We start from the raw sequence: 24,533 nt of genomic DNA, 5'->3' as shown, positions 1-24,533 counted from the left end.
CAGGTGGCGACTTTTATGCTATTTGATTACTGGAAATAAAGGCTGGCTAAGGGTGACATCTAACGAAGCGGTAATGTTTAACGTTGGGGCCTTATGTTCGATCGGATCGAAATGACCTTGGATGTTCCCTACGAAGCGGGTTTTATTCCCGGAAATCGTTAGATAAAAAGTCGAGCCGTTCGGCGATGCATACGTCGTACCGCTGTGATCTGCGAGGTATACCGCGGCGTACTCGCTGTAAGTCGAAGGTATTTCATGGGTGCCGTCCTCCAGGTCGCGGAAAATCTGAAAAATAAAGGACCTGTCGTTGGTATTGGTTCTTCCCCTGAACTCATATTTGACATGCTGAGTTGAACGCAACTCGATCGTTGCTGCGTTTAAGGGCTGGTGGTTGGGGTCATTGATCAGTGCGTTCAGTGTGCCTTTGACTTCCACGTCTCGTACTTTATTTGCGTTGGACATTTCCATCGTCATCGCTCCATTAATGCGTGAGCATTGATTAGACGGGATGTTATACACAGCGTCTACTGTCAAAGTTTACAGGTGCAAGGGCATTTTCGACCAACGGGCTGTACTAATTAACGCGCCAATCAGGATCGATAATTCTATTTAATATGAGATGTGAAAAACTCTGATCCCGCGCTCGCCAAAGTACCGTTCGATCACCTTCGGATCGGCACAATTTTCGGCAATCGCCACATACGTATCCGGGCGCAGCAGGTAAAACCCGTTGCGCGCCAGTCCCGCTGTTTCAAACGCCGGGCGCCAGTCGAACACATGCAGCGGCACGTGATGTTCAGTGCACCAGGCGATCATTTCGTCGCTGGTGTCGCCATACACATGCACCTGCCAGCACGGCTGGCGCAGTGGTTCGTAGTTATCCCCCTCATCATCATGCGCCCACGGCAAGCGGTCGCCGCCGTGGACATGCCCGGCTGCGCCTGAACTCAACGGCATGCCGCGATAGTTGAGGGTGACCTGCGACACAGTGCGGAAAAGGAATTCGCGACTCGCTTCAAACGAGGCCATTTTCGGAATCACAAACGGCGCCACGCGCATGCGCAGCAAATCCGCCAGCCGCCCCTCGGCGGTGACGAAGCTGAACACCTTGTCAGTGGTCGACACCAGGCGCCGGGCGAAGGCGATGCGTTCGGTTTCGTAGCTGTCGAGCAGGCTCGCTTCGGCGCCGCCAGCTAGCACGGCGGCGAGCTTCCAGGCCAGATTGATCGCGTCGCCGATCCCGGTGTTCATGCCCTGACCGCCGGCCGGGCTGTGTACATGCGCGGCATCACCGAGCAGAAACGCGCGGCCACTGCGAAAGTGCTCGGCGACACGGTGATGCACGCGGTAGGTCGAGAACCAGTGGACGTCTTCGATGTGCACCTTCAGATGTTCGATGGCGCGGCGGCTGACGTCGCTGAATTGCAGGCTTTCGGCGCGATCCGCACGCTCATCGCGCACGGTGCCGATCAGCCGTGCGTGGCCGGCGCCGGTCAGCGGGAATACCGCGAGAAAGTCCGCTTCGTCGAGGTCCAGGTGCAACTCGCCATTCATCGCCGGGCCGCTGGCCTTGACGTCCGCGACGTAGAAAATCTGCTGATACGTGCCACCGGGAAAAGCGGTGTCGAGGCTTTTGCGCACCACCGATCGCGCGCCATCGCAGCCTGCGAGGTAACAGGCCTGGCAAATTTCCTGCTCGCCATTGGGCAGGCGCAGATGCGCGGTGAGGCCGTCGCCACTTTCTTCAAAACTTTCCAGCGTGGTGTCGCGTTCGACCGTGATGCCATAGTCTTCGAGGCGCTCGATCAACAGCCGTTCGTGTTGATCCTGCGGGAAGATCTCGACAAAGGCATAGGGCGTCAGGCCCTCGCCGATGCGCTTGAGCGGCAGTTGCGCGAGCGGCTTGCCGTTGACCCAGAAGTTCGCCGCCGCGACCCGATGGCCGTTGCGCACGATGGTCTCGCTCAGGTCCAGTTGCCGGTACAGCTCCAGCGTGCGCGCCTGCACCGCCAGCGCCCGCGAAGTGGTACCGGGCGCCGAGGTCTTGTCGATGATTCGCGCACGCACGCCGAGTTTGCTCAGCCACAGGGCCAGCACCAGCCCGGTGGGGCCGGCGCCGATGATCAGAACGTCGCTGCGATTCATGGCGCTGTCCTCTCTGTGCTGTGCAGCAAGTATGGATCAGTGGGGGAGGGAGGCCAGTCTGGTCGGCTGGACGGGGTAGGGGTGGAGGCCGTGGTTGCGTATATCGAAGAACCTGTGGGAGCGAGCCTGCTCGCGAAAACGGCGCACCAGCCAGCGCAAATTTTGAGCGTGCCGACGCCTTCGCGAGCAGGCTCGCTCCCTCAGGGATTTGTGTTGGATTCAGGAGGAGAAGACAAATTTCAGACACAAAAAAAGGCGTGTCCATCATTTCCCTATGCCATCGCCGCTCGCGGCCCACGTTTTGCCAGCGATTGTGTATGGTGGTGGCGCCTCAACGGACTGGATAACGCAACATGCACACCCCTCGCTTACTCATTACCCTCGCGGCATTGCTGGCATTGGCCGGTTGCGCCAGCCAGCGCGGCGGCGAACCGCTGCCGCGCCCACCCGCCGAGGTGAAGGCCGAAATCGTCCGGCTGCTGCCGGCGAAAATTCCTGACCGGCAGGGCTGGGCCACTGACATTTACGCCGCCTTCGCCGCGCAGGACATCAGCCCGACCACGCAAAATTTGTGCTCGGTGCTGGCCGTCGCCGAGCAGGAATCGACCTTTCAGGCTGACCCGAAAGTGCCTGGTCTGGGCAAGATCGCCCGCGACGAAATCGACCGCCGCGCCGCCAAAGTGCACATCCCCAACCTGTTGGTCAGCGGTGCTTTGCAAGTGCGTTCGCCCAACGGCAAGAGCTACAGCGAACGCCTGAACGCGGCGCGCAGCGAAAAAGAGCTGAGTGCGATTTTCGATGATTTCATCGGCATGGTGCCGATGGGTCGCACCTTGTTTGGCGGCTTCAACCCGGTGCACACCGGCGGACCGATGCAGGTCAGCATCGAATTTGCCGAACAGCACGCCAAGGATTACCCGTACCCGGTGGACGGCACGATTCGCCGCGAAGTGTTCAGTCGGCGCGGCGGCATGTATTTCGGTATCGCCCATTTGCTCGGTTATCCGGTCAGTTACCGCGAGCCGTTGTACCGCTTCGCCGATTTCAATGCCGGTTGGTACGCCAGCCGCAACGCCGCGTTCCAGAATGCCGTGAGCCGCGCTTCGGGCATCCCGCTGGCGCTTGATGGCGACCTGATCCGCTACGACTCGATCATGCCCGGCGGCACGGAGCTGGCGGTGCGCACCCTCGGCAAATCACTGGGCATGCGCAACCCGAGCATTCGCGATCAACTGGAGAAGGGCAAAACCCTGGAATTCGAAGAGAGCAAACTTTACAAGCGGGTATTTGAACTGGCCGAGCAGGCTGAAGGCAAGCCATTGCCGCGTGCGGTGTTGCCGGGCATCGTTTTGCAAAGTCCGAAGATCACCCGAAAACTCACCACCGCCTGGTTCGCCAAACGCGTGGACGAGCGCTACAAACGCTGCATGGCCAAGGCCGGGTAAAACCGCCAGACATAAAAAACCCGGCTGAGGGAGCCGGGTTTTTCTGCGGTGTTGCGCGTGACGCCATTCATTCAAGCGTTGCGCAGTTCGTTCAAGCGATCAGCACCGCCTTCAGCAACGCGACGTTCGATCAGACGATCCGAACCACCTTCAGCGACGCGACGTTCGATCAGACGATCCGAACCGCCTTCAGCGACGCGACGTTCGATCAGACGATCCGAACCACCTTCAGCGACGCGGCGTTCGATCAGACGATCCGAACCGCCTTCAGCAACGCGGCGTTCGATCAGACGATCCGAGCCACCTTCAGCAACGCGACGTTCGAGCAGACGATCCGAACCACCTTCAGCAACGCGACGTTCGAGCAGACGATCAGCACCACCTTCAGCGACGCGACGTTCGATCAGACGATCCGAACCGCCTTCAGCCAGACGGCTTTCGATCAATTTGTCCGAGCCGCCTTCGGCGATCATCGTGTGGGCCGGGGTAGCGGCAAAAGCGTTAACTGCGAAAACCGAGAAAGCGATGCTGAGAAGAGTCTGGCGTTTCATGATGGTGTGCTCCGGGGTGTTGTTGGTTGGTATGGAGCTGATGTTACGCCCGGAATTTTTTCTGAGAACTTCATTGCCGTGATGGTGAACATCGACGCCGATGATGGTAGCCGCAAGCCGCAGGATAGAGCCTTAAAGCACCTTTACGGCACGGCCGATCGCCTGAATCGGCCCGGTCGGTTTGCCGATCGGTGAGCCATTGGCGCCCTCCAGCGTCAGCTCGAACAGCTGGTTCGGTTGCAGCGGTGGCAGTTTATCCAGCGGCACCGACAAGGCCTCGCCCGGTTTGACCAGCCCCAGCGACACCGGGCCTTGCCAGCCGTCCGCCTTGGTCCAGAACTCCAGGGCCTTGTCTGCCGGCACTTCGACCACGCCGAGCGGAATCAACTGGATTTCTCGCGAGTTGCTGGCCTGGATCACCCAGCCCGGTGCCCTGTCCTGCGGCGCCACCAGCACCACCAGATAGCTCGGTTTCGGCGGAGTCTGGGTCAGCAGAATCGAACCCAGGATCAGCGTCGCAGCCAAACCGGCGGCACTCAAGCCACGCCACAGCGGCAGCCGATTCCACCACGACGTTGCCGGCGCTTTGTGCGTGAGGCGATTGAGGCTGCGCTCGATGCGCGGCCACAGCAGGGCCGACGGTTGCTGCGGTTCGGCCAGATCGGTCAGCTCCAGCAGGCGCCGCTCCCAGGCGTCCACTGCAGCACGCAGCTCGGGCTCGTTGGGCAAGCGTCGCTGCACCTCGATCCGCTGTTCGAACGACAGCGTGCCGAGCACGTACTCGCTGGCCAGTTCATCACGTTCCTGCGCCGATTCGCCGGTCATCCCATGCACTCCCGCAACGCATTGAGGCTGCGCTTGAGCCACGCTTTGACGGTGCCCAGCGGCGTGCCGAGGCGCGCCGAAATCTGCGCGTGGCTGTAGCCGTCGACATACGCATGCAGAATGCAGGTGCGCCGCTGCGGCTCCAGCTGTTCCAGGCAACGGTGGATGCGCGCCGAATGTGCGTGAGCATCGAAGCCGTCATTCTCGACCGCCGTTTCATGCTCTGCACTGAACGGTGTTTCGCGACCGTGATCGCGCAACAGGTTCAGCGCCAGATGGCGGGTCACGCTGAACATCCAGCCACGCGCCGAACCGCGCGCCGGGTCAAACCCCGCCGCGCCGTTCCAGATCTTGATGAATGCTTCATGAACGATGTCCTCCGCCAGTGCCGTGTCGCGCACCAGCCGCTTGGCCACGCCGAGCAGGCGCGGACCTTCCTGCACGTACAAATCGTGCAGGGCCGCGCGCTCGCCGCGGGCACAGGCAACGAGACGGGCTTGGTAATCGAAATCGGCTTCGGCTAAAGGCATGGTGTGCAATCTAGCTGACATTCGAGCAAACACCACCATCCCTTTGTAGGAGTGAGCCTGCTCGCGATTGCGGTGTGTCAGTGAAGAATATGCTGCTGATACACCGCTATCGCGAGCAGGCTCACTCCTACAGGTGATTTGTGGTGGTCGGGAGATCAGCTCGCCGCCCAGAAGATGTAATCCGCCTGATACTTCACCACTTCCTGCTTGCCCTTGTTCGCCATCGTGCATTCGCTGGCCGGGGCCACGCCGCCCTTGAGCGCGACGCGCTGGATGTAGCTGACGCCGCTCATCGCGCCTTTGCCTTCAGCCGGGTTGGCCTTGACCAGTTGATAGGGCAGGTTGCCTGGGCTCGATGGCGCCACTGCCAGTTGCGTGCCGGTGACTTTCGAACCGTCCTTGGCCTGCCAGGTCGCTGGCGGGCCGAAGTAGGTGCCGACCTGCTTGCCACTGCGGTCATTGAGCACGGCTTTCGGGCCGACGAAGGTCCACTCGGTCTGCCCGGCCATGTTCGGCTTGTCGCGGCATTCATAAGTGATCTCGCCGACGCCGGTGGTTTCCAGGGCGATCTTGTGGCCGTCCGGCACTTTGATGGTGTCGGGATAACTGCTCTGGGCAAAGGTCGTCGAGGTGACGGCGAGCAAACCGGTGAAGCCAATCAGCTGGGTGATGTTCATCCGATGATTCTCCGAAAAGGGTAGAGCGCTGACAGCACAAGAGTGGGCTGTTACAGGGACTACCCGTGGCGGAGGCGATTGGATGCAGTGCGCGGAAAATAAATTTCAAACCCAACCAATTTCCCTTGTGGGAGCGAGCCTGCTCCGGGCGGCGTTCCGACGAAGGCGTCGGATCAGCCATTGCTTAGGTGACTGATACACCGCTTTCGCGAGCAGGCTCGCTCCCACAAGTTTCCCTGCAAGGCTTCAGAGCGGAGGCGTTGAGGAGTTCCTGGGTATAAGGGTGTTGCGGTGCGGCGAAAATCTCTTGCGACGATCCTTGTTCAACAACCTTGCCATCCTTGATCACCATCAAGTCATGCGCCAGCGCGTGCACCACTGCCAGATCATGGCTGATGAACAGATACGTCAGCCCGTGTTTGATCTGCAATTGCCGCAACAACTCCACCACCTGCTTTTGCACGGTGCGGTCCAGTGCCGAGGTCGGTTCGTCGAGCAGGATCAGTGCCGGTTCCAGCACCAAAGCGCGAGCGATGGAAATGCGTTGGCGCTGGCCGCCGGAAAATTCATGGGGATAGCGATGGCGGCTTTGCGGGTCGAGGCCGACCTCTTCAAGCACGCGAATCACCGCGGCTTCACGTTCGGCTTCTGTACCGATGCCATGGGTCAGCAAGCCCTCGGCAATGATCTGCTGCACCGACATGCGCGGGCTGAGGCTGCCGAACGGGTCCTGGAACACCACCTGAATCTGCCGCCGCAACGGCCGCATCAGGCGCTGATTGAGCAGGCTCAGTTGCTTGTTGCCGAAACGGATGTTGCCCTCGGATTCGACCAGACGCAGGATCGCCTGACCCAGGGTCGACTTGCCCGAACCCGACTCGCCGACAATTCCCAGAGTCTTGCCGCGTTGCAGGGTGAAACTGACCCCGTCCACCGCTTTGATGTAATCCTGCTGGCGGCTGAACAACGCCTTGGGCAGGGGAAACCAGACCTTCAGATCATCGACCTCGAGCAGGTTGTGATCGTACTGACTCGGCACCGGCGCGCCGCTCGGCTCGGCCTCGATCAGCAGGCGGCTGTAAGGATGCTGCGGCGCGTTGAACAGCGTTGCGCAGTCGGCCTGTTCAACGATCTTGCCGTGACGCATCACACAGACGCGCTGCGCGATGCGCCGCACCAGATTGAGGTCGTGACTGATCAGCAGCAACGACATGCCCAGGCGTTGCTGCAACTCGATCAGCAGTTCGAGGATCTTCTGCTGCACGGTGACGTCGAGCGCCGTGGTCGGCTCATCGGCGATCAACAACTCCGGCTCGTTGGCCAGCGCCATGGCGATCATCACCCGTTGCCGCTGACCGCCGGAAAGCTGATGTGGATAGGCCTTCAAACGCTGCAAAGGCTGGCGAATGCCGACCAGTTCCAACAGTTCCAGCGTACGCGCGCGGGCGGCGCGGCCCTTGAGGCCTTTGTGGGTTTCCAGCACTTCACTGATCTGCCGTTGCACCGTGTGCAGCGGGTTGAGCGAGGTCATCGGCTCCTGAAAGATCATCGCAATGCGATTGCCACGCAAGCCGCGCATCTGCTGCTCGCTGGCGTGCAGCAAATCCACGCCGTTGTAGCGGATCGCACCGCTGCTGCTGAGGTTTTTCTCCGGCAGCAGGCGCAGGATCGAATGCGCCGTCACCGACTTGCCCGAGCCGGATTCACCGACCAATGCCAGGCACTCGCCACGGCGAATATCGAGGTTGACCCCGTGCACCACGGGCTGCCCGGCGAACGCCACGCGCAGGTCGCGAATTTCAATCAGGTTGTCAGTCATGTCAGCTCCGGGGATCGAACGCATCGCGGCAGGCCTCACCAATAAAAACCAACAAGGACAAAATCAACGCCAAGGCGAAAAACGCCGTCAGCCCCAGCCACGGCGCCTGCAGATTGCGCTTGGCCTGGCCGATCAGCTCGCCCAGCGAGGCGGTGCCGGCCGGCATGCCGAAGCCGAGAAAATCCAGCGCGGTCAGGGTGGCGATGGCGCCGGTAAGAATGAACGGCAGGTAGGTGAGGGTGGAGGTCATGGCGTTGGGCAGGATGTGCCGACGCATCAGTTCGTTGTCGGTCAGGCCCAGTGCCCGCGCGGCTTTGACGTATTCCAGATTGCGCCCACGGAGGAACTCGGCACGCACCACATCAACCAGCGCCAGCCAGGAAAACAGCGCCATGATCCCCAGCAACCACCAGAAACTCGGCGAGACAAAACCGGACAGAATGATCAGCAGGTACAGCACCGGCAGCCCCGACCAGATTTCCAGCATACGTTGCCCGAGCAGGTCGACCCAACCGCCGTAATAACCCTGCAGCGCGCCGGCGACGATGCCGATCAGCGCACTGATGGCGGTGAGAATCAGCGCAAACAGGATCGAAATCCGCGTGCCGAAAATCACCCGCGCCAACACATCGCGGGCCTGATCGTCGGTGCCCAGCCAATTGCTCGCCGAGGGCGGACTGGGCGCAGGTTGCGCAAGGTCGTAATTGACCGTGTCGTAGCTGAACGGGATCGGCGGAAACAGCATCCAGCCGCCCTGATCTTCGATCAGCTTGTGTACGTAATTGCTGGCGTAGTCCGGCTGAAAAGGCAGCTCGCCACCGAAATCGGTTTCCAGGTAATCGCTGAGGATCGGAAAGTAGAAAGCGTCGTGGTAGCGGATCACCAGCGGCTTGTCGTTGGCAATCAACTCGCCACCTAGGCAAATCAGGCACAAGCCGATGAACAGCCACAGCGACCAGCGTCCACGGCGATTGGCCTTGAACTGCGCGACGCGGCGCCGGCCCAGAGGAGACAGTGTGAACATCAGGCAGTCCTCGCCGAAAAGTCGATGCGCGGATCGAGCAGGGTGTAGCAGAGGTCGCCGATCAGCTTGATCAACAGGCCGAACAGGGTGAACAGAAACAGCGCGCCGAACACCACCGGATAGTCGCGTGACACCGCCGCCTCGTAGCTCATGCGCCCGAGGCCGTCGAGGTTGAAGATGGTTTCGATCAGCAGCGAGCCAGCGAAGAACACCTCGATCAGCGCCGACGGCACCCCGGCCACCACCAGGAGCATAGCGTTGCGAAACACATGGCCGTACAGCACACGGCGCTCGGTCAGGCCTTTAGCCCGCGCGGTGATCACGTACTGGCGGCTGATCTCGTTGAGAAAGCTGTTCTTGGTCAGGATCGTCAGGGTGGCGAAGCCGCCGATCACCAGCGCCGTGACCGGCAGCACCAGATGCCAGAGGTAATCGCCGAGCTTGCCCAGCGTGCTCAGTTTCTCGAAGTCGTCCGAGACCAGCCCCTGCACCGGAAACCAGTTGACGTAGCTGCCACCGGCGAACACCACGATCAGCAGGATGGCAAAAAGGAACGCCGGCATCGCATAGCCGACGATGATTGCCGTGCTGCTCCACACATCAAAGGCGCTGCCGTTTCTGATCGCTTTGCGAATGCCCAACGGGATCGAAATCAGGTAAGTGATCAGCGTCGCCCACAAGCCCAGCGACAGTGACACCGGCAGCTTCTGCACGATCAGGTCGGTGACCTTGGCGCCGCGAAAGAAACTGCTGCCCAGATCCAGCTGCGCGTAGTTTTTCAGCATCAGCCACAGGCGTTCGTGCAGCGGTCTGTCGAAGCCGTAATGGTGTTTGATTTCTTCGATCAGCGCCGGGTCCAGGCCACGGCTGCTGCGACCGGCACCGCCGACCGCCGCGACTTCGCCGCCACCGCCCATGCTGTGCCCGCCAAAGCCTTGCAGGCGCGCAATGGCTTGTTCCACCGGTCCACCCGGCGCGGCCTGCACGATCAGAAAATTCACCACCAGAATGCACAGCAATGTAGGGATGATCAGCAGCAAGCGACGACTCAGATAATGCAGCATGTCACTGGCCTCCCGCGAGCTGAGCGCGCATCTGCTGGGTGGTCAGCGGCTTGGCCGAGACTTCCCACCAGGTGTTGAGGCCTTCGTCGTACGCCGGTTGCACCGGCGGCATGCCAAAGCGGTTTTGAAACACCGTCGGCGTGCCTTTGGAGTAGTAGTTGGGAATCATGTAGTAACCCCATTGCAGCACCCGGTCGAGGGCGCGGGCGTAATGCACCATGGCTTGGCGGCTGTTGGCCTGGACCAGTCCGTCGATCAGTTGATCGACCGCCGGATCGGCCAGCACCATCGAGTTCGAACTGCCGACCTGCGTGGCACTTTGCGAGGCGTACAGGCTGTACAACTCGCGGCCGGGAGAGACGATCGGATCGCCACTGCGCGGGAAACTGGTGACGATCATGTCGTAGTCGCGGGCGTTGAGACGGTTGACGTATTGCGCCGAATCGATGCGCCGCAGATTGAGGGTGATGCCGATCTGCGCGAGGGTGCGTTTGAACGGCAGCAGCATGCGATCAAAGCCGCCCTGACCGTCGAGAAACGTGAATTCCAGCGGCTCGCCCGCAGCGTTGACCAGGCGATTGTGTTGTGGCGTCCAACCGGCTTCGGCGAGCAGTTTCAGTGCTTGCAATTGCTTGTCGCGAATGTAGCCGCTGCCGTCGGTTTTCGGCGCTTCATACACCGTGGTGAAAACCTCATCGGGGACCTTGCCGCGCAGCGGTTCGAGGATCTGCAATTCCTCGGCGTCGGGCAGCGCCGTGGCAGCCATTTCACTCTTCGGCCAGAAGCTGTTCTGGCGCACGTAGAAGCCACGCATCATCTGCTTGTTGGTCCACTCGAAATCCCACAGCAGGCTGATTGCCTGACGCACGCGGCGATCCTGGAAGAGCGGGTTTTGCAGGTTGAACACGAAGCCTTGCGCAGCGGTCGGTTTTTCCGGGGCCAGGATCGCTTGCTGCAAACGCCCGTCGCGCAGGGCCGGGCTGTCGTAGCCGACGACGTAACCGGAGGAGGAAAACTCGCGGTTGTAGTCGAACGCACCGGCCTGCAATAGCTGACGGGCGACGTCGGTGTCACCGTAGAAATTCACCGTCAGCGTGTCGAAGTTGTACATGCCGCGACTGACTGGCAAGTCCTTGCCCCACCAGTCCGGATCGCGCTGGAAACTGATGCTGCGCCCCGCATCGACCTTGCTCACCCGGTACGGGCCGCTGCCCAGCGGCGGCTCGAAACCGCCGCCGTTGGCGAAGTCGCGGGTTTTCCACCAGTGTTCGGGCACCACGCGCATCGTCGCCAGATCCAGCGCCAGCGTGCGGTTAAGGTTGTTCTTGAAGGTGAAGCGTACTTGCCGCGGACCTTCGATCAGCACGTCCTGCACATCGGCGTACTGCTGGCGATAACTGAGGCTGCCCTTGCTCATCAGCAGGTTGAAGGTGTAGCGCACATCTTCGGCGGTGATCGGCGAGCCGTCGGCAAATCGCGCCTTGGGGTTGAGGGTGAAACGCACCCAGAGCCCGTCGCGATCGCGCTCGATCTGCTCGGCGACCAGGCCGTAAACGGTGTAGGGCTCATCGAGCGAGCGGAACGCCAGTGGCGCGTACACCCAGTCGTTGACCTGCACCACGGAAATGCCCTGATCGGCATACGGGGTGATGTAGTTGTACTGACCGATCTCCATCGACGCGCGGCTGAGCGAACCGCCCTTGGGCGCCTTGGGATCGACGAAATCGAAATGCTGAAAATTCGCCGGATACTTCGGCGCCTCGCCGTACACCGTCAGCGCATGGCTGCCGGCGGCCAGCGCCGAGCTGCCGGAGCACAGCAGCGCACTGCCGAACAGCAGGGCAGCGATGTTGCGCAAGATATTCATGAAGTCACTCCTCAATCCCTCTGAAAAGACACGGACCCCTGTGGGAGCGAGCCCGCTCGCAAATGCGGTGTGTCAGCGAAAGGTGTGTTGACTGACACAACGCCTTCGCGAGCAGGCTCGCTCCCACATGAGGATGTGTTCTGTTTTCGGTCAGAAGTGATACGTCATGCGCGCAAACAAGGTGCGCCCCAGCGGGTCGGTGTAGCGCGGGTCATAGCCGCTCTGGAAGTTGTAGGCCTGGTTGGAGAACGGCGGGTTGCGATCAAAGACGTTCTTCATCCCGGCATCGACATCCAGCACCTTGTTGAAGGTGTAGCCGGCCGACAGGTCCCACACCGAATACGACGCCACACGCGAATGGGTGTCGCGGTCGTAGTCGTTGTAACCGGTGGTGAAACGGTTGGTCAGCGCTGCCCGCGCCGCGCCCAGGCTCCAGCTGCCGGTGAGGTTGTGCTTCCAGCGCGCGATCACGCCGTCACCCTGAAAATCGCCGACCTTGTCAGTGAACGGGCCTTTGATGGTGCTCTGGAAGTCGTACTCGTCGACATAGGTGCCTTGCAGGCCCAGGCCAAACTGACCGTACGGCGTATTGGGAAAGCGATAGTCGAGCGACACATCGACGCCGTTGGTTTCGACGATGCCGAGGTTGGCGTTGCCGGTAACGATGTAATCGAGGGTGCCGTCGGCGTTACGTACGAAGCGATCCTGATAGGAACCTGCCTGATCGAACACGGTGGATTCCGGGAACGGCTGGATCTGGTTGGAAATGTGAATCCACCAGAAATCCAGGCCCACCGAGAGGTTGCTGATCGGCTGATAGACGAAGCCTAAAGTCACGTTGCGCGCCTTTTCCGGGGCCAGATCTTCGTTGCCGCCAATCTGGTTGAGGAACTGCTGGCCGCAATCGCGGCCACCGTTGCCGCCCGGTTGCACCACGCCGCCGGTACACAGCACCGGGTCGTTGTAGAAGCCTTGGGTAAAGGTGATGCTGCGCGGCGAATACAGCTCGTACAGTGACGGCGCACGGAAACCTTCGCTGTACGCGCCACGTACCACCAGCTCTTTCAATGGCTGATAACGGAACGAGTATTTCGGGTTGGTGGTGCTGCCGAAGTCGCTGTATTTGTCGTGGCGCACGGCGGCGGACAGTTCCAGGCTGTCGAGCACCGGCACGTTGATTTCCGCGTAGGCGGCTTTGACGCTGCGGTCGCCCTCGACACTGCCGTTGGGGTCGATGCCGAGGCTCTGGATGTCGCCGGCAAACTGTTCGAAGTCCTGATGGAATTTCTCTTTGCGGTACTCGCCACCCAAGGCCAGACCGGACGGGCCGGCGCCGAACCAGTCGCCGATCTCGCGGCTGATGCGCCCGTCGAAACCGGCCACCCGGCCAACTGCGGTGGAATAGGCGCCGTGGTACGCGGCATTGTCGATGTATTGCTGACCAGCGGCCGACTGCGGGCCGAACGGGTTGAGCAAACCGCTGGCCAGACCGTCGATCATCGCCTGATCGCTGACATAACCACTGGTGACGCTGGAGACGATCTTGTTCTGGTTGTACGAGGCGCCGACGTTGTAATCCCAACCACCGACCAAGCCATCGAAGCTGAGCAAGAAGCGCTGGCTGGTGTTCTGGTCTTTCGATTCACGCGGGCCGGCGGCGGTTTCACGCCAGTTGACGTCGACCGGTTGCGTCGGGTCGAGGGCGAACTCGGTGGGCGCCGGGGTGATGCCGTTGCCGGGGTAGTAGGGCGACGACGAATCCAGGCTCAGACCGGTCAATGGCGCCGGGCCGACGGCGACGGCATTGTTGTTGCGCGACCAGAAATACTCAAGGTTGACGTTGTGATCGTCGCCGAGCTTGCCGGTGGTCTTGCCGAAGAACGAAGTCTTCTCGGTCTGCGGCACCAGGTCGATGAATTCACGGGTGCTGAAGCGGCACAAACCGTCGCGGGCGATCAGGTTGGGACCGTTGCAGTTGCTGGCGGCCAACGGGTTGGTGGCGTTGCCGTTCTGGCTGTAGTTGCCGGGGAACGCGGTGCCGGAGGTCTGATCGAGGCCGCGGCCGGGGGCGTAGTCGGTGGCGAAGGAGCGGTCGTTGGCGTCGAGGTTCTGCTGCTTGTTGTAGTTGAACACGCCGAGCACGTTGAAGCGGTCTTCTTCCAGATCGCCATAGCCCCAACTGGCGCTCATGTCTTTGGTCGCGCCACCGCCGCTGTGGGTCGGGGTTTCGCCGCCGAGGGTCAACGCGCCGTCGGTGAGGGATTTCTTGGTGATGAAGTTGATCACGCCGCCGATCGCATCGGTGCCGTACAGCGCCGAGGCGCCGTCGCGCAGCACTTCCACGCGCTCGATGGCGGCAAACGGGATCATGTTCAGATCCACCGCGCCGCCCGCCGAGTTGGTGCCCGACAAGGCGTTGTTGGCCAGGCGTCGGCCGTTGAGCAGCACCAGTGTCTTGTTTGCGCCGATGCCGCGCATGTCGGCGAACGAGGCGCCACCAGTCGCCGCGCCCACGGAGCCTGCGCTGTTGTTGATCGATTGGCTGCCGGTGATGCGCTGGACCAGTTCGGCGGTGGTGGTCACGCCCTGTTTGCGCAGTTCATCGGCTTTGAGAATGGTGATCGGCACCGCCGTTTCCGCATCGACCCGGCGAATCGCCGAACCGGTCACTTCCACCCGTTGCAGTTGCGTGGTGGGCGCGACGACCGCCGCTGCCGCCGGAGCGCTGGCATTGTCATCCTCGGCCGCTTGCACGGTACCGGCGCCCATCCCCATGGCCACCAGATACAGCGGAACGAAACGATGGCGAGAGATCGTGGCCACCAAGGGTTTGAGCGTGAAGCGTGGAGTGTTCATCAGCATGGTTGTTTCCGACTTTATCAGACGTTATCGAAATGGCCTTGTGAGCCGCTCATTGCTCCGCTACCGGTGATACCGCGTGCGGAAAACCACTTTCTTCAAGCAAGCCGATCCCCTCCGAACACGCGTGGCGTTTTTTCGGTCGGCCGATTACGACGGGATTCGCTCAGCGGTGCGGCGCGTGATGTTCAAGTGGCGCGCGGCACCGCATTCAATGGGTGGTCATCACCGATATCTTGCTGATGCCCGAGCGCTCGATGGAGGCCATGGCTTTCGCCACCTGGCCGTAATTGACGGCGGCGTCGGCCTGCAACTGCACGCGGACGTCGGCATCCTTGGCCTTGACCTCCTTGAGGCTGGCTTCCAGGGACTCGGGGGCGAGTTCGGTCTTGGCCAGATAGAACTTGCCGTCCTGATCGACGCTGACCACCACCGGGTCTTTCTTTTCGGCGGGGGCGACGGCGTCGGTTTTCGGCAGATTGACCTTGATCGCGTTGGTCATCAGCGGCGCGGTGACGATGAACACCACCAGCAGCACAAGCATCACGTCGACCAGCGGCGTGACGTTCATTTCGCTGAGCACTTCATCGCTGTCTTGAGTCGAGAAAGACATCAGCTGGCCTCCCGCACGGCGTTGGTGGTTTTGCTCGCAATGGCCTGACGGCTGATGGAAAACGCGCTGCGCGAGGCAAGGGCGTCGAAGTCGTGGGCAAAGTCATCCATGTCTGCCGAGGCGAGCTTCAGGCGCCGCAGGAAGAAGTTGTAAATCAGCACTGCCGGCACCGCGACAGCGATACCCACACCCGTGGCGATCAGCGCGTGGCCGATCGGCCCGGCGACCGCTTCAAGGCTGGCCGAACCGGTTTCGCCGATGCTTTTCAGCGCTTCCATGATGCCCCACACCGTACCGAACAGGCCGATGAACGGCGCAGTGCTGCCGATACTGGCAAGGATCGCCTGACCGTTTTCCAGCGAGCGGCGTTCCTTCTGAATCTGCTGGCGCAGGTTGCGTTCCAGACGATCCGAGCGGTTGATGGTGTGCGCCAGTTGTTGCGTGGTGCGCGGCGAATCTTCCACCAGCAACGCCTCGAAACCGCTGCTGGCGATACGCGCCAGCGAACCGGGGTACTGGCTGGCGTGTTCGGCGGCGGTGAGCAGGTCCGGCGCGCTCCAGAAGGCTTTGGTGAACTGTTTGTTCTGAGCTTTCTGGCGCAGGTACTGCGCCGACTTGACCAGCAGGATCGCCCAACTGACCACGGAAAACAGCACCAGGCCCCAGAGGACACCGGGGACTATCATCGAAGACAAATCGTTCATGGTTACACCTCGCTTGCGTTGATCAGTAATGAGTCGGTTGTGCCGTCATTGCGGCAATTTGAAATCGATGGTCTGGGTGGCGAAGCCGTCGATCGGCGTGTCACCGCGCTTGGCCGGAATGAACTTCCAGTTCTTCACCGCAGCGACGGCGGCGTCATCCAGTTGTGGCTTGCCGCTGGATTTGGTCACCGTCACCGAACCCGCGCGACCGTTGGCCAACACTTGAATGTGCAACACCACGCTGCCTTCCCAGTTGCGCCGCAATGCCAGCGACGGGTATTCCGGCGGTGGATTGCCAAGGCTGGCGAGGCCGGAAATCGCTGCCGACTCTTTTACTGGCGCGGGCGCAGCGGCCGGTGCCGGCGGCGCGCTCGGTGTCGCCGGGGCAGCGGGGGCCGCTGGTTGTGGCGGGGCCGGCGGCGCTTTCGCGGGCTCGACCTTTTTCACCGGTTTGGGCTTCTCGAGCGGTTTCGGTTTTTCGATCGGTTTGGGCTTTTCCACCGGTTTGGGCGGTGGCTTGACCGCGTCCTCGTCTTCCACCGGTTGCTCAGGCTCGGGCGGTGGTGGCGGGGGTGGCGGGGGTGGCGGTTCCGGGGTCGGCGGTGCCGGTGGCGTCGGACTGGTCAGCTCGACGGTCATTTCCGGAATCTGCGGCGGCGTCGGTAATGGCTCGGTTCGGGACTGCTGGAGAAACCACCAGGCTGCCCCGTGTATCAGCGCCGACACGGCCACCAGCAAGACCATCTGCTGTTTATTCAAGCCGCCGGGTTGTGAGGTATTGGCTGTGAAGGCCGGCCTGCCCGTTGGCGGCGGGACCGGCGCTTCCCGCAACGGCCCCGGCAGGGTTTTATGCTTTACCGCATCGTTCATTAAAGCTCCCTCGGGTAGATGAAGGGCAATAAGCCGCCGTCCGAACATTGGGTGAATGTTCGTGTGGGTGAATGCAACTTTCTTCAAGGTGTGCAGAAGCCGATAGTGGAACTATCCAATTAACACGGCTTGTGCAAACTTACTGGCTCAGTGCCATCGACTCGGTTTGTTCATTTGCCATTCCATGATTGTTGTTCTGTTGCTGGAGACACTTCTGGTTGTCTCATGCCTGTTACATATTGCAACCGTTGTGCCAGATGTTGCTGCAACGTAGCGCCGTTATTTCATTGCTGTTACGCGTGTCGCATTTATATAAGTTTTGTCACGACCCAGTGTTTGTCATAGGGCGCAGTGAGCCGTTACCCCGTCGGGCGGGGCTTTTTTAGAGGCGAGCCGGGCTTGTCGCTTTATCCCGCGAAATAGCGAAACAGAGCGGTTGCGTGGCTGCCTGTCCGTGCACGTGCTGGTGCGCGAGGGACCGATTTGGTGCGGGTCAACGTTCTAGCGGGTCACAGGCTGTTTTCCTTGTTCATGTTTAACGAAAACCAATGTCGTAGTGCTGAAAAAGTTATTCGGCCGGAACGCTTTTGGTGCAATAACAGTTGTCGGGAAGTTGTTGTCCGACAATTCTATAATTGCGCCGATTACCGCCGCGAATAGCCAAGTCCTATTTAAAAAGTAAATAGCACCTCACTGTCGGCGAACAATGAACGGCCGACAGCGACGTGCTGTTGAAGTCAGGTAATAAAGTAAGCAGGGCGGCTGTTCGGATGAACCGGGCCTGGAGCGCACAAATAATAGTGGCGAGTGATACGGCAGAACGTTTGAAGATTCACGCGGTGAACTCCTTGTTGCCAGCCCGGATACGCGAACTTTTGGTTCGGTATCGCACCTTACAAGAACGCGGGTAGCGTTCGATGATTGCTCTTGGTGCGGGATGGGCACCGCCAGCGCTGTTGTGCGAGGTTTGAATTCGCAAGTCGGCAGTGCATGGGAAAACCGTGCCAGAACCGTTACACCGGCAGATTATTTCTACACCCGGGCCACAGGCATCTACTCTGTGGCAAAGGTTTTTTCAGGGGATTGGCTATGTACCAGCTCTATGGGCACAAGAATTCTGGAGCCGCGGCGATCGAGGCGGCACTGGAGTTATGCCAGATTGCTTATCGCTTCATTGATAACGAAGCCAGTGCGGAGGCCGCCGAAGCGTTGGCCAAACTCAATCCGCTGAAACAGATTCCGACCTTGCAACTGCCCGACGGCAGCGCGATGACCGAGAGCGCGGCGATTCTGATTCACCTGGGGCTGACGTTTCCCCAATCCGGTCTGCTGCCTGCCGAGGCGGCGGATCGTGATCAGGCGATTCGCGGCCTCGCCTACATCGTCAGCAACTGCTACGCGGCCATCGGCATCATCGATTACCCCGAGCGCTGGTTGATCACGCCGGACGAAGGCGCACGGCAGAACCTGATCAACGGCGCGCGCCAGCGTTTGCACTTCAGTTGGGAGCTGTTTGCCGACCAGTTTTCCGGCGAGCTGTACCTGGACGACGAGACGCCGGGGGCGCTGGATGTGCTGGCGGCGGTAGTGACGCGCTGGGAGGGTAGCCGCGAGCATCTGCGCCAGACGCGACCGGGTTTCTACGCCTGGCTGCAACGCATCGACCGCCACCCGGTGCTGGCGCCGGTGTTTGCGCGGCATTGGCCAACCTGATCAGCAAAGAACCCTGTGGGAGCGAGCTTGCTCGCGAAAGCGGTGGGTCAGAATAACAAGCGTCGACTGACACTACGCTTTCGCGAGCAAGCTCACTCCCACAGGGATAGGGGGTGATCCTGAAACGTTATTCCCCGCGGATGTACTGCTCCAGCTGTTTGATCAATTCGGCCTGTTCGGCAATCGCTTCCTTGACCAGGTCGCCAATCGACAGCAGGCCGATCAACTGGCCGTCTTCGACCACCGGCAAGTGGCGCAAGCGTCGGTCGGACATGATGCCCAGGCAGGTGTCGACGGTCTGCCTGGTATCAACAGTGATCACGTCCTTGACCATGATGTCGCGCACTGGCGTGCCGACCGACGAGCGACCGTGCAGCACCAGTTTGCGCGCGTAATCGCGCTCGCTGATGATGCCAACCACCTTGTCGTCTTCCACCACCAGCAGGGCGCCGACGTTTTTCTCGGCCATCTTCATCAGCGCTTCAAGCACCATGTGATCGGGTTTGATCTGGTGCACTTCCTGATTTTTCTGATCTTTGAGCTTGAGCAGTTGGGCGACGGTCTTCATGGCGGTTACTCAGGTGTTGTCGTTGTTCACCAAGCATCGTAGACGCAGCCGCGCAGGGCAAGGTGGCAAAGCGGCAGATAGCGTGCAAAAAACGCCATTTACCGGGTTTTCTGCGGTTCAAGCGCTGATTTATCGCCAAGGTCATTTCCGGCAATGCCGGGTAGAATGCCGGTCTATCCAGATTCCGAGGTTGCAGTAGTGGATTTACCGCAGGGCTTCGTCCTGACCCGGCACTGGCGCGATACGCCGGCCGGCACCGAAGTCGAGTTCTGGCTGGCGACCGACGCCGGGCCGCGCCGTGTGCGGTTGCCGCCGCAGCCGTCGGTGGCGTTCATTCCCGCCGCTCAACGCGAGGCGGCCGAACGCCTGTTGCACGACGAAAAGAATGTCGAACTGCGTCCGTTGGACTTGCAGGATTTCGAGCATCGTCCGGTGCTGGGTGTGTATTGTCAGCAGCATGGCCAGTTAATGCGCCTGGAAACCGCATTGAGTCGCGCCGGCGTCGATGTGTTCGAAGCCGATGTGCGCCCGCCGGAGCGCTACCTGATGGAGCGCTTCATCACCGCGCCGGTCATGTTCAGCGGTACAGCCGATGCCGACGGCGTGTTGCTCAATGCCCAGCTTAAACCCGATCCCCAATACCGGCCGACGCTGCGCCTTGTGTCGCTGGACATCGAAACCACGGAAACCGGCGAGCTTTACTCGATCGCGCTGGAAGGCTGCGGCCAGCGGCAGGTCTACATGCTCGGCGCGCCGAACGGCGACGCCAGCATCGTCGACTTTGATTTGGAATATTGCGACTCGCGCACGCTGATTCTGAAAAAGCTCAACGAGTGGTTTGCGCAGCACGACCCCGACGCGATCATCGGCTGGAACGTCGTGCAATTCGATTTGCGCATCCTTCATCAACATGCGCGATGCCTCGGTGTGCCGCTGAAAATCGGCCGTGGCGGTGAAGAAATGCAGTGGCGCGAGCACGGCAGCCGCAATCACTATTTCGCCTCGGCCGCCGGCCGGCTGATCATCGATGGCATCGAAGCGCTGCGGTCGGCGACCTGGAGCTTCCCTTCGTTCAGCCTGGAAAACGTCGCGCAGACCCTGCTCGGCGAAGGCAAGGCCATCGACAATCCGTACCAGCGCATGGACGAAATCAACCGCATGTTCGCCGAGGACAAACCGGCGCTGGCCAAATACAACCTCAAGGACTGCGAATTGGTCACGCGGATCTTCGCCAAGACTGAACTGCTGACTTTTTTGCTCGAACGCGCCAGCGTCACCGGGCTGCCGGCCGATCGCAGCGGTGGCTCGGTGGCGGCGTTCACTCATTTGTACATGCCTCTGATGCACCGCCAAGGCTTCGTTGCGCCGAATCTGGGCACCAATCCGCCACAGGCCAGCCCCGGCGGTTTTGTCATGGACTCGCAGCCGGGGCTCTACGAATCGGTGCTGGTGCTCGATTACAAGAGCCTGTACCCGTCGATCATTCGCACGTTTCTGATCGACCCGGTGGGGCTGATCGAAGGTTTGCAGCATCCGGATGACGCCGATTCGGTGCCGGGCTTTCGCGGCGCACGCTTCTCACGCACGCGGCATTGCCTGCCGTCGATTGTCTCGCGGGTGGCCGAGGGCCGCGAGACCGCCAAGCGCGAGCACAACGCGCCGCTGTCGCAAGCGTTGAAAATCATCATGAACGCCTTCTACGGCGTGCTCGGCTCCAGCGGTTGTCGTTTTTTCGATACGCGGCTGGCGTCATCGATCACCTTGCGCGGCCACGAGATCATGCTGCGCACGCGCCAGTTGATCGAAGCGCAGGGGCACGCGGTGATTTACGGCGACACCGACTCGACCTTCGTCTGGCTGCGGCGCCCGCACGGGCAGGAGGAGGCGGCGCAGATCGGCCATGCGCTGGTGCAGCAAGTCAACGACTGGTGGCGTGAGCATGTGCGCAAGGAATACGGGCTGGAAAGCGCGCTGGAATTGCAGTTCGAGATTCACTACAAACGCTTTCTGATGCCGACCATTCGCGGCGCGGAGGAGGGCAGCAAGAAGCGCTATGCCGGCCTCGTCGTCCGCGCCGATGGCAGCGAGGAAATGGTCTACAAGGGTCTGGAAACCGTACGCACCGACTGGTCGCTGCTGGCCCGGCAATTTCAGCAGGAGCTGTATGAACGGATTTTCCAGCGCAAGCCGTATCAGGATTACGTGCGCGATTACGTGCGCAAGACGCTGGCCGGTGAATTCGATGATCGGCTGATCTATCGCAAACGCCTGCGCCGCACCCTCGACGATTACGAACGCAACGTGCCGCCCCATGTGCGCGCCGCCCGGCTTGCCGATGACTACAACGCTGAGCACGGGCGCCCGCGGCAATATCAGAACGGCGGCTGGATCAGCTACGTGATTACGTTGGCCGGCCCGGAGCCGCTGGAAGTACGCCGCGCCGCCATCGATTACGACCACTACATCACCCGGCAACTGCAACCGGTGGCGGATGCGATTCTGCCGTTCGTCGACGACGATTTTTCAACCCTGATCGGCGGGCAACTGGGCCTGTTTTGAGTCGAGCAGTTGCAGCGTCCACTCATCGAGAATGCCGTGGAAATACCGCTCCAGCGCCTGATCGAACACACTGTCCGCGCCGGCGAACTGGGCGAACAGGGTCATCGAGGAATGAAATTTCAGATCGTCGGGATGACCGAAAATCTCGTTGACCGAGCGCTGCGGCACGGCCAGCACCAGTTGTGTGCAGGTGCGCAATCGTACACCGAGCAGATCGTGCATCAGATAAGCCTGCGCTTCCTCGGCTGAGCCAATGGCAAAGCGTCGCGACATCTCGCTGCCGCCCAGCCCGGCGAATTGCGGGAAGACAAACCACATCCAGTGACTGCGCTTGCGGCCCGCCTCGAGTTCACGCTGGACGCGGTCGAGCACCGGGTCCTGCGCCTGGACGAAACGTTGCAGGTTGAACGGGTCGTACTGATCCGTGCTTCTCATCGCGAAGCCCTCGCCAGTCGGCAGCGGCTCAGACCATGGCCAGCCGCTGCTTGCGTTGTGGCGCTTGAAACGCCTGGTCCAGCGCCGCCAGATCCCCCGCCTCCAGTTGCAGCTGTGCGGCTTGGGCATTGAGTTGCACATGCTCCGGGTGCACAGCCTTGGGAATCGCAATCAGCCCATCCTGACGCAGAATCCACGCCAGCGAAACCTGTGCCGGGGTTACGTCGTGACGAGCGGCAATGTCGTTGAGTACTGGCTCGGCGAGCATGGCGCCGCCCTGGCCGATCGGACAGTACGCCATCAGCGGCATGCGCTGGTGCTGGCACCACGGCAACAGATCGAATTCGATACCGCGTTCTTCGAGGTTGTAGAGCACCTGATTGGTCGCGCATTGCGAACTGGAGAGTTCTTCAAGGTCGTCGACGTCGAAATTCGACACGCCCCAACGGCCGATCTTGCCGTCCTCGCGCAGGCGTTCGAAGGCTTCGACGGTTTCTTCCAGCGGATACTGGCCGCGCCAATGCAGCAGATAGAGGTCGATGTAATCGGTGTCGAGCCGGCGCAGGCTGCGCTCGCAGGCTTGTGGAATGCCTTTGCGGCTGGCGTTGTGCGGGTAGACTTTGCTCACCAGAAACACTTGATCGCGAAGACCGGTGATGGCCTCGCCAACCACCGTTTCCGCACCGCCCTCGGCGTACATTTCGGCGGTGTCGATCAGCGTCATGCCCAATTCGATGCCGCTGCGCAACGCTGTCACTTCACGCTTGTGCGCCGAGCGGTCCTCGCCCATGCGCCAGGTGCCCTGGCCAATCACCGGCACCTGCACGCCGGCCAACTCGAGGGTACGCATGCAAACCTCCTTATGTGAGTGTGTCGATTCCTCTAATGGGGCAGCAGGATAGTCCAGATCGTTCCCACGCTCTGCGTTCCGGCTCGAGAAGGGACGCAGAGCGTCCCGGGCTGCATTCCCACGCGGGAGCGTGGGAACGATCTGGGGGGGGGTTATTTTGCGGAGAACTTCAGCACGACGCTCTGGGTATAAGTCTGCCCCGGGTCGAGGCGGGTGCTCGGGAAGTTTGGCTGATTCGGCGAATCCGGGTAGTGCTGGGTCTCGAGGGTGAACGCGCCCCAGTGCGGATACACCTTGCCGCCCTTGCCCTTGACCGTGCCGTCGAGGAAGTTGCTGGTGTAGAACTGCACACCCGGCTCGCTGGTGAACAGCTGCAGATGCCGGCCCGATTGCGGATCGCTGACTTCGCTGGCGACTTTGCTGATATCACCCTTGGTGTCCAGCGTCCAGTTGAAGTCGAAGCCACCCTGTTTCGGCTCGGCGAATTTCAGCTGCGGATGGTCAGCCTTGATGTGCGTGCCGATGGGCGTCGGCTGGGTGAAGTCCATCGGCGTGCCCGCAACGGGCGCCAGTTCACCGGTCGGAATCAGCTTGGCGGTGACCGGGGTGTAATGGCTGGCGTGCAGGGTTGCGACCTGTTTGAGAATGTCGCCATTGCCGGCGCCGGCGAGGTTGAAGTAACTGTGGTTGGTCAGGTTCAGCACCGTCGGTTTATCGGTGGTCGCCTTGTAATCGATGCGCAGCTCGTTGGCATCGGTCAGGCGGTAGGTCACCTCGGTGGTGAGGTTGCCGGGGAAACCCATTTCGCCATCCGCCGACAGATAGGTGAGGGTCACGCCGACCGAATCCTTGTCCTTGGTTTCCTCGGCTTTCCAGACTCTCTTGTCAAAACCCTGCGTGCCGCCGTGCAGCGCATTGGTCTTGTCGTTCTGCGGCACTTGATAGCGCTTGCCGTCCAGTTCGAAGGCGCCGTCGGCCAGGCGATTGCCGAAGCGGCCGATGGTTGCGCCGAAATACGCGGTGCCTTTCTGATAGCCCTGCACATCATCAAAACCGAGCACCACGTCGTCGAATTTGCCGTGCTTGTCGGCGACTTTCAGCGATTGCAGGGTCGCACCGTACGTGATGACGGTGGCCTGCATGCCGTGGCTATTGCGCAGGATGTATTGCTCGACGGGCGTGCCGTCATTGGTTTTGCCGAAGGCCTTGTGTTCGGCGCTGAGGCCCGCCGCGTTGGCGCAAAGGGTAGTGATCATCAGGGACAGTCCGAGGCCGGAAAGCAGGTGACGGGATTGAAGCATGGTTGACCTTCCTTTTTGTTGTTGTTTTTGAAATCTGCAATTAGTCATGCTATTGGAAAATTAACAGAGGATTTATAGCCGACATAAACGCAAATGCAAATATAAAGTCCGACT

The 24,533-nt window shown here is 60.9% G+C and carries 21 protein-coding genes; 3 read left to right on the top strand and 18 right to left on the bottom strand.

Annotated features, from left to right (window positions below; genetic code table 11):
* Nucleotides 1-18: 18 nt before the first annotated feature.
* On the bottom strand, nt 19-468 hold the full coding sequence (locus tag V6F91_RS25945) for a hypothetical protein (protein WP_332769486.1): 450 nt from the start codon (nt 466-468) through the stop codon (nt 19-21).
* A gap of 141 nt (nt 469-609) precedes the next feature.
* Nucleotides 610-2,145 (bottom strand): FAD-dependent monooxygenase, encoded by a 1,536-nt coding sequence (locus V6F91_RS25940; RefSeq protein WP_332769484.1) that lies wholly within the window; start codon nt 2,143-2,145, stop codon nt 610-612.
* Between the two features lie 353 nt (nt 2,146-2,498).
* Here V6F91_RS25940 and V6F91_RS25935 point away from each other — a divergent pair, with 353 nt between their 5' ends.
* Nucleotides 2,499-3,590: a DUF1615 domain-containing protein gene (locus V6F91_RS25935; RefSeq protein WP_332769482.1), complete on the top strand. Its 1,092-nt coding sequence runs from the start codon at nt 2,499-2,501 to the stop codon at nt 3,588-3,590.
* A gap of 71 nt (nt 3,591-3,661) precedes the next feature.
* Here the strand turns inward: V6F91_RS25935 and V6F91_RS25930 are convergent, their stop codons facing one another.
* The 12 genes from V6F91_RS25930 to V6F91_RS25875 all read right to left on the bottom strand — a co-directional run bounded on the left by V6F91_RS25930 (nt 3,662) and on the right by V6F91_RS25875 (nt 16,993).
* Complete coding sequence (locus tag V6F91_RS25930) at nt 3,662-4,141, bottom strand: phage infection protein (RefSeq protein WP_332769480.1); 480 nt, start codon at nt 4,139-4,141, stop codon at nt 3,662-3,664.
* Between the two features lie 132 nt (nt 4,142-4,273).
* Complete coding sequence (locus V6F91_RS25925) at nt 4,274-4,966, bottom strand: anti-sigma factor (protein WP_332769478.1); 693 nt, start codon at nt 4,964-4,966, stop codon at nt 4,274-4,276.
* A complete protein-coding gene (locus tag V6F91_RS25920) occupies nt 4,963-5,496 on the bottom strand; it encodes a sigma-70 family RNA polymerase sigma factor (protein WP_332769476.1) in 534 nt (177 codons plus the stop codon). Before V6F91_RS25920 ends, V6F91_RS25925 begins: the two co-directional genes overlap by 4 nt.
* Before the next feature lie 155 nt (nt 5,497-5,651).
* Nucleotides 5,652-6,173 carry a DUF3455 domain-containing protein gene (locus V6F91_RS25915; RefSeq protein WP_332769474.1) on the bottom strand — a complete coding sequence of 174 codons (522 nt, stop codon included), beginning with the start codon at nt 6,171-6,173 and terminating at the stop codon, nt 5,652-5,654.
* A 184-nt stretch (nt 6,174-6,357) separates the two neighbouring features.
* Nucleotides 6,358-7,992, bottom strand: coding sequence for an ABC transporter ATP-binding protein (locus tag V6F91_RS25910; RefSeq protein WP_332769471.1), 1,635 nt, complete (start codon nt 7,990-7,992; stop codon nt 6,358-6,360).
* A 1-nt stretch (nt 7,993) separates the two neighbouring features.
* Nucleotides 7,994-9,016: an ABC transporter permease gene (locus V6F91_RS25905; protein ID WP_332769469.1), complete on the bottom strand. Its 1,023-nt coding sequence runs from the start codon at nt 9,014-9,016 to the stop codon at nt 7,994-7,996.
* Nucleotides 9,016-10,080, bottom strand: a complete 1,065-nt coding sequence (locus V6F91_RS25900; protein WP_332769467.1) for a microcin C ABC transporter permease YejB — start codon at nt 10,078-10,080, stop codon at nt 9,016-9,018. Before V6F91_RS25900 ends, V6F91_RS25905 begins: the two co-directional genes overlap by 1 nt.
* Nucleotide 10,081: 1 nt before the next feature.
* Complete coding sequence (locus tag V6F91_RS25895) at nt 10,082-11,947, bottom strand: extracellular solute-binding protein (protein ID WP_332769465.1); 1,866 nt, start codon at nt 11,945-11,947, stop codon at nt 10,082-10,084.
* A gap of 150 nt (nt 11,948-12,097) precedes the next feature.
* The gene (locus V6F91_RS25890) at nt 12,098-14,809 is read right to left on the bottom strand and encodes a TonB-dependent receptor (RefSeq protein WP_332769463.1); all 2,712 of its coding nucleotides are present in this window, start codon (nt 14,807-14,809) and stop codon (nt 12,098-12,100) included.
* Between the two features lie 208 nt (nt 14,810-15,017).
* Complete coding sequence (locus V6F91_RS25885) at nt 15,018-15,419, bottom strand: ExbD/TolR family protein (protein WP_041477201.1); 402 nt, start codon at nt 15,417-15,419, stop codon at nt 15,018-15,020.
* A complete protein-coding gene (locus V6F91_RS25880) occupies nt 15,419-16,105 on the bottom strand; it encodes a MotA/TolQ/ExbB proton channel family protein (protein WP_423815362.1) in 687 nt (228 codons plus the stop codon). Before V6F91_RS25880 ends, V6F91_RS25885 begins: the two co-directional genes overlap by 1 nt.
* 63 nt (nt 16,106-16,168) lie before the next feature.
* Nucleotides 16,169-16,993 (bottom strand): energy transducer TonB, encoded by an 825-nt coding sequence (locus V6F91_RS25875; protein WP_332769456.1) that lies wholly within the window; start codon nt 16,991-16,993, stop codon nt 16,169-16,171.
* 1,089 nt (nt 16,994-18,082) lie between these two features.
* Here V6F91_RS25875 and V6F91_RS25870 point away from each other — a divergent pair.
* The gene (locus V6F91_RS25870; RefSeq protein ID WP_332769454.1) at nt 18,083-18,706 is read left to right on the top strand and encodes a glutathione S-transferase N-terminal domain-containing protein; all 624 of its coding nucleotides are present in this window, start codon (nt 18,083-18,085) and stop codon (nt 18,704-18,706) included.
* Between the two features lie 127 nt (nt 18,707-18,833).
* Here V6F91_RS25870 and V6F91_RS25865 read toward each other — a convergent pair whose 3' ends face one another.
* Entirely contained in the window at nt 18,834-19,274 is a 441-nt protein-coding gene (locus V6F91_RS25865; RefSeq protein ID WP_039763416.1) for a CBS domain-containing protein, read from the bottom strand.
* A 198-nt stretch (nt 19,275-19,472) separates the two neighbouring features.
* Here V6F91_RS25865 and V6F91_RS25860 point away from each other — a divergent pair, with 198 nt between their 5' ends.
* Nucleotides 19,473-21,833 carry a DNA polymerase II gene (locus tag V6F91_RS25860; protein ID WP_332769447.1) on the top strand — a complete coding sequence of 787 codons (2,361 nt, stop codon included), beginning with the start codon at nt 19,473-19,475 and terminating at the stop codon, nt 21,831-21,833.
* On the opposite strand, the gene V6F91_RS25855 is transcribed toward V6F91_RS25860, so the two are convergent.
* The 3 genes from V6F91_RS25855 to V6F91_RS25845 form a co-directional block, all read right to left on the bottom strand.
* Entirely contained in the window at nt 21,798-22,268 is a 471-nt protein-coding gene (locus V6F91_RS25855) for a DUF1810 domain-containing protein (RefSeq protein ID WP_332769445.1), read from the bottom strand. The two genes, V6F91_RS25860 and V6F91_RS25855, sit on opposite strands and share 36 nt — an antisense overlap.
* Before the next feature lie 28 nt (nt 22,269-22,296).
* Nucleotides 22,297-23,118: an aldo/keto reductase gene (locus tag V6F91_RS25850; protein ID WP_332769443.1), complete on the bottom strand. Its 822-nt coding sequence runs from the start codon at nt 23,116-23,118 to the stop codon at nt 22,297-22,299.
* A 152-nt stretch (nt 23,119-23,270) separates the two neighbouring features.
* Entirely contained in the window at nt 23,271-24,419 is a 1,149-nt protein-coding gene (locus V6F91_RS25845; protein WP_332769441.1) for an aldose epimerase family protein, read from the bottom strand.
* Nucleotides 24,420-24,533 lie beyond the last annotated feature (114 nt).

Source organism: Pseudomonas koreensis (assembly GCF_036668835.1).
Lineage (GTDB): Bacteria > Pseudomonadota > Gammaproteobacteria > Pseudomonadales > Pseudomonadaceae > Aquipseudomonas > Aquipseudomonas koreensis_I.
Note: the sequence above shows the minus strand (reverse complement) of the source record. Positions and strands in the feature narration are given on the sequence as shown.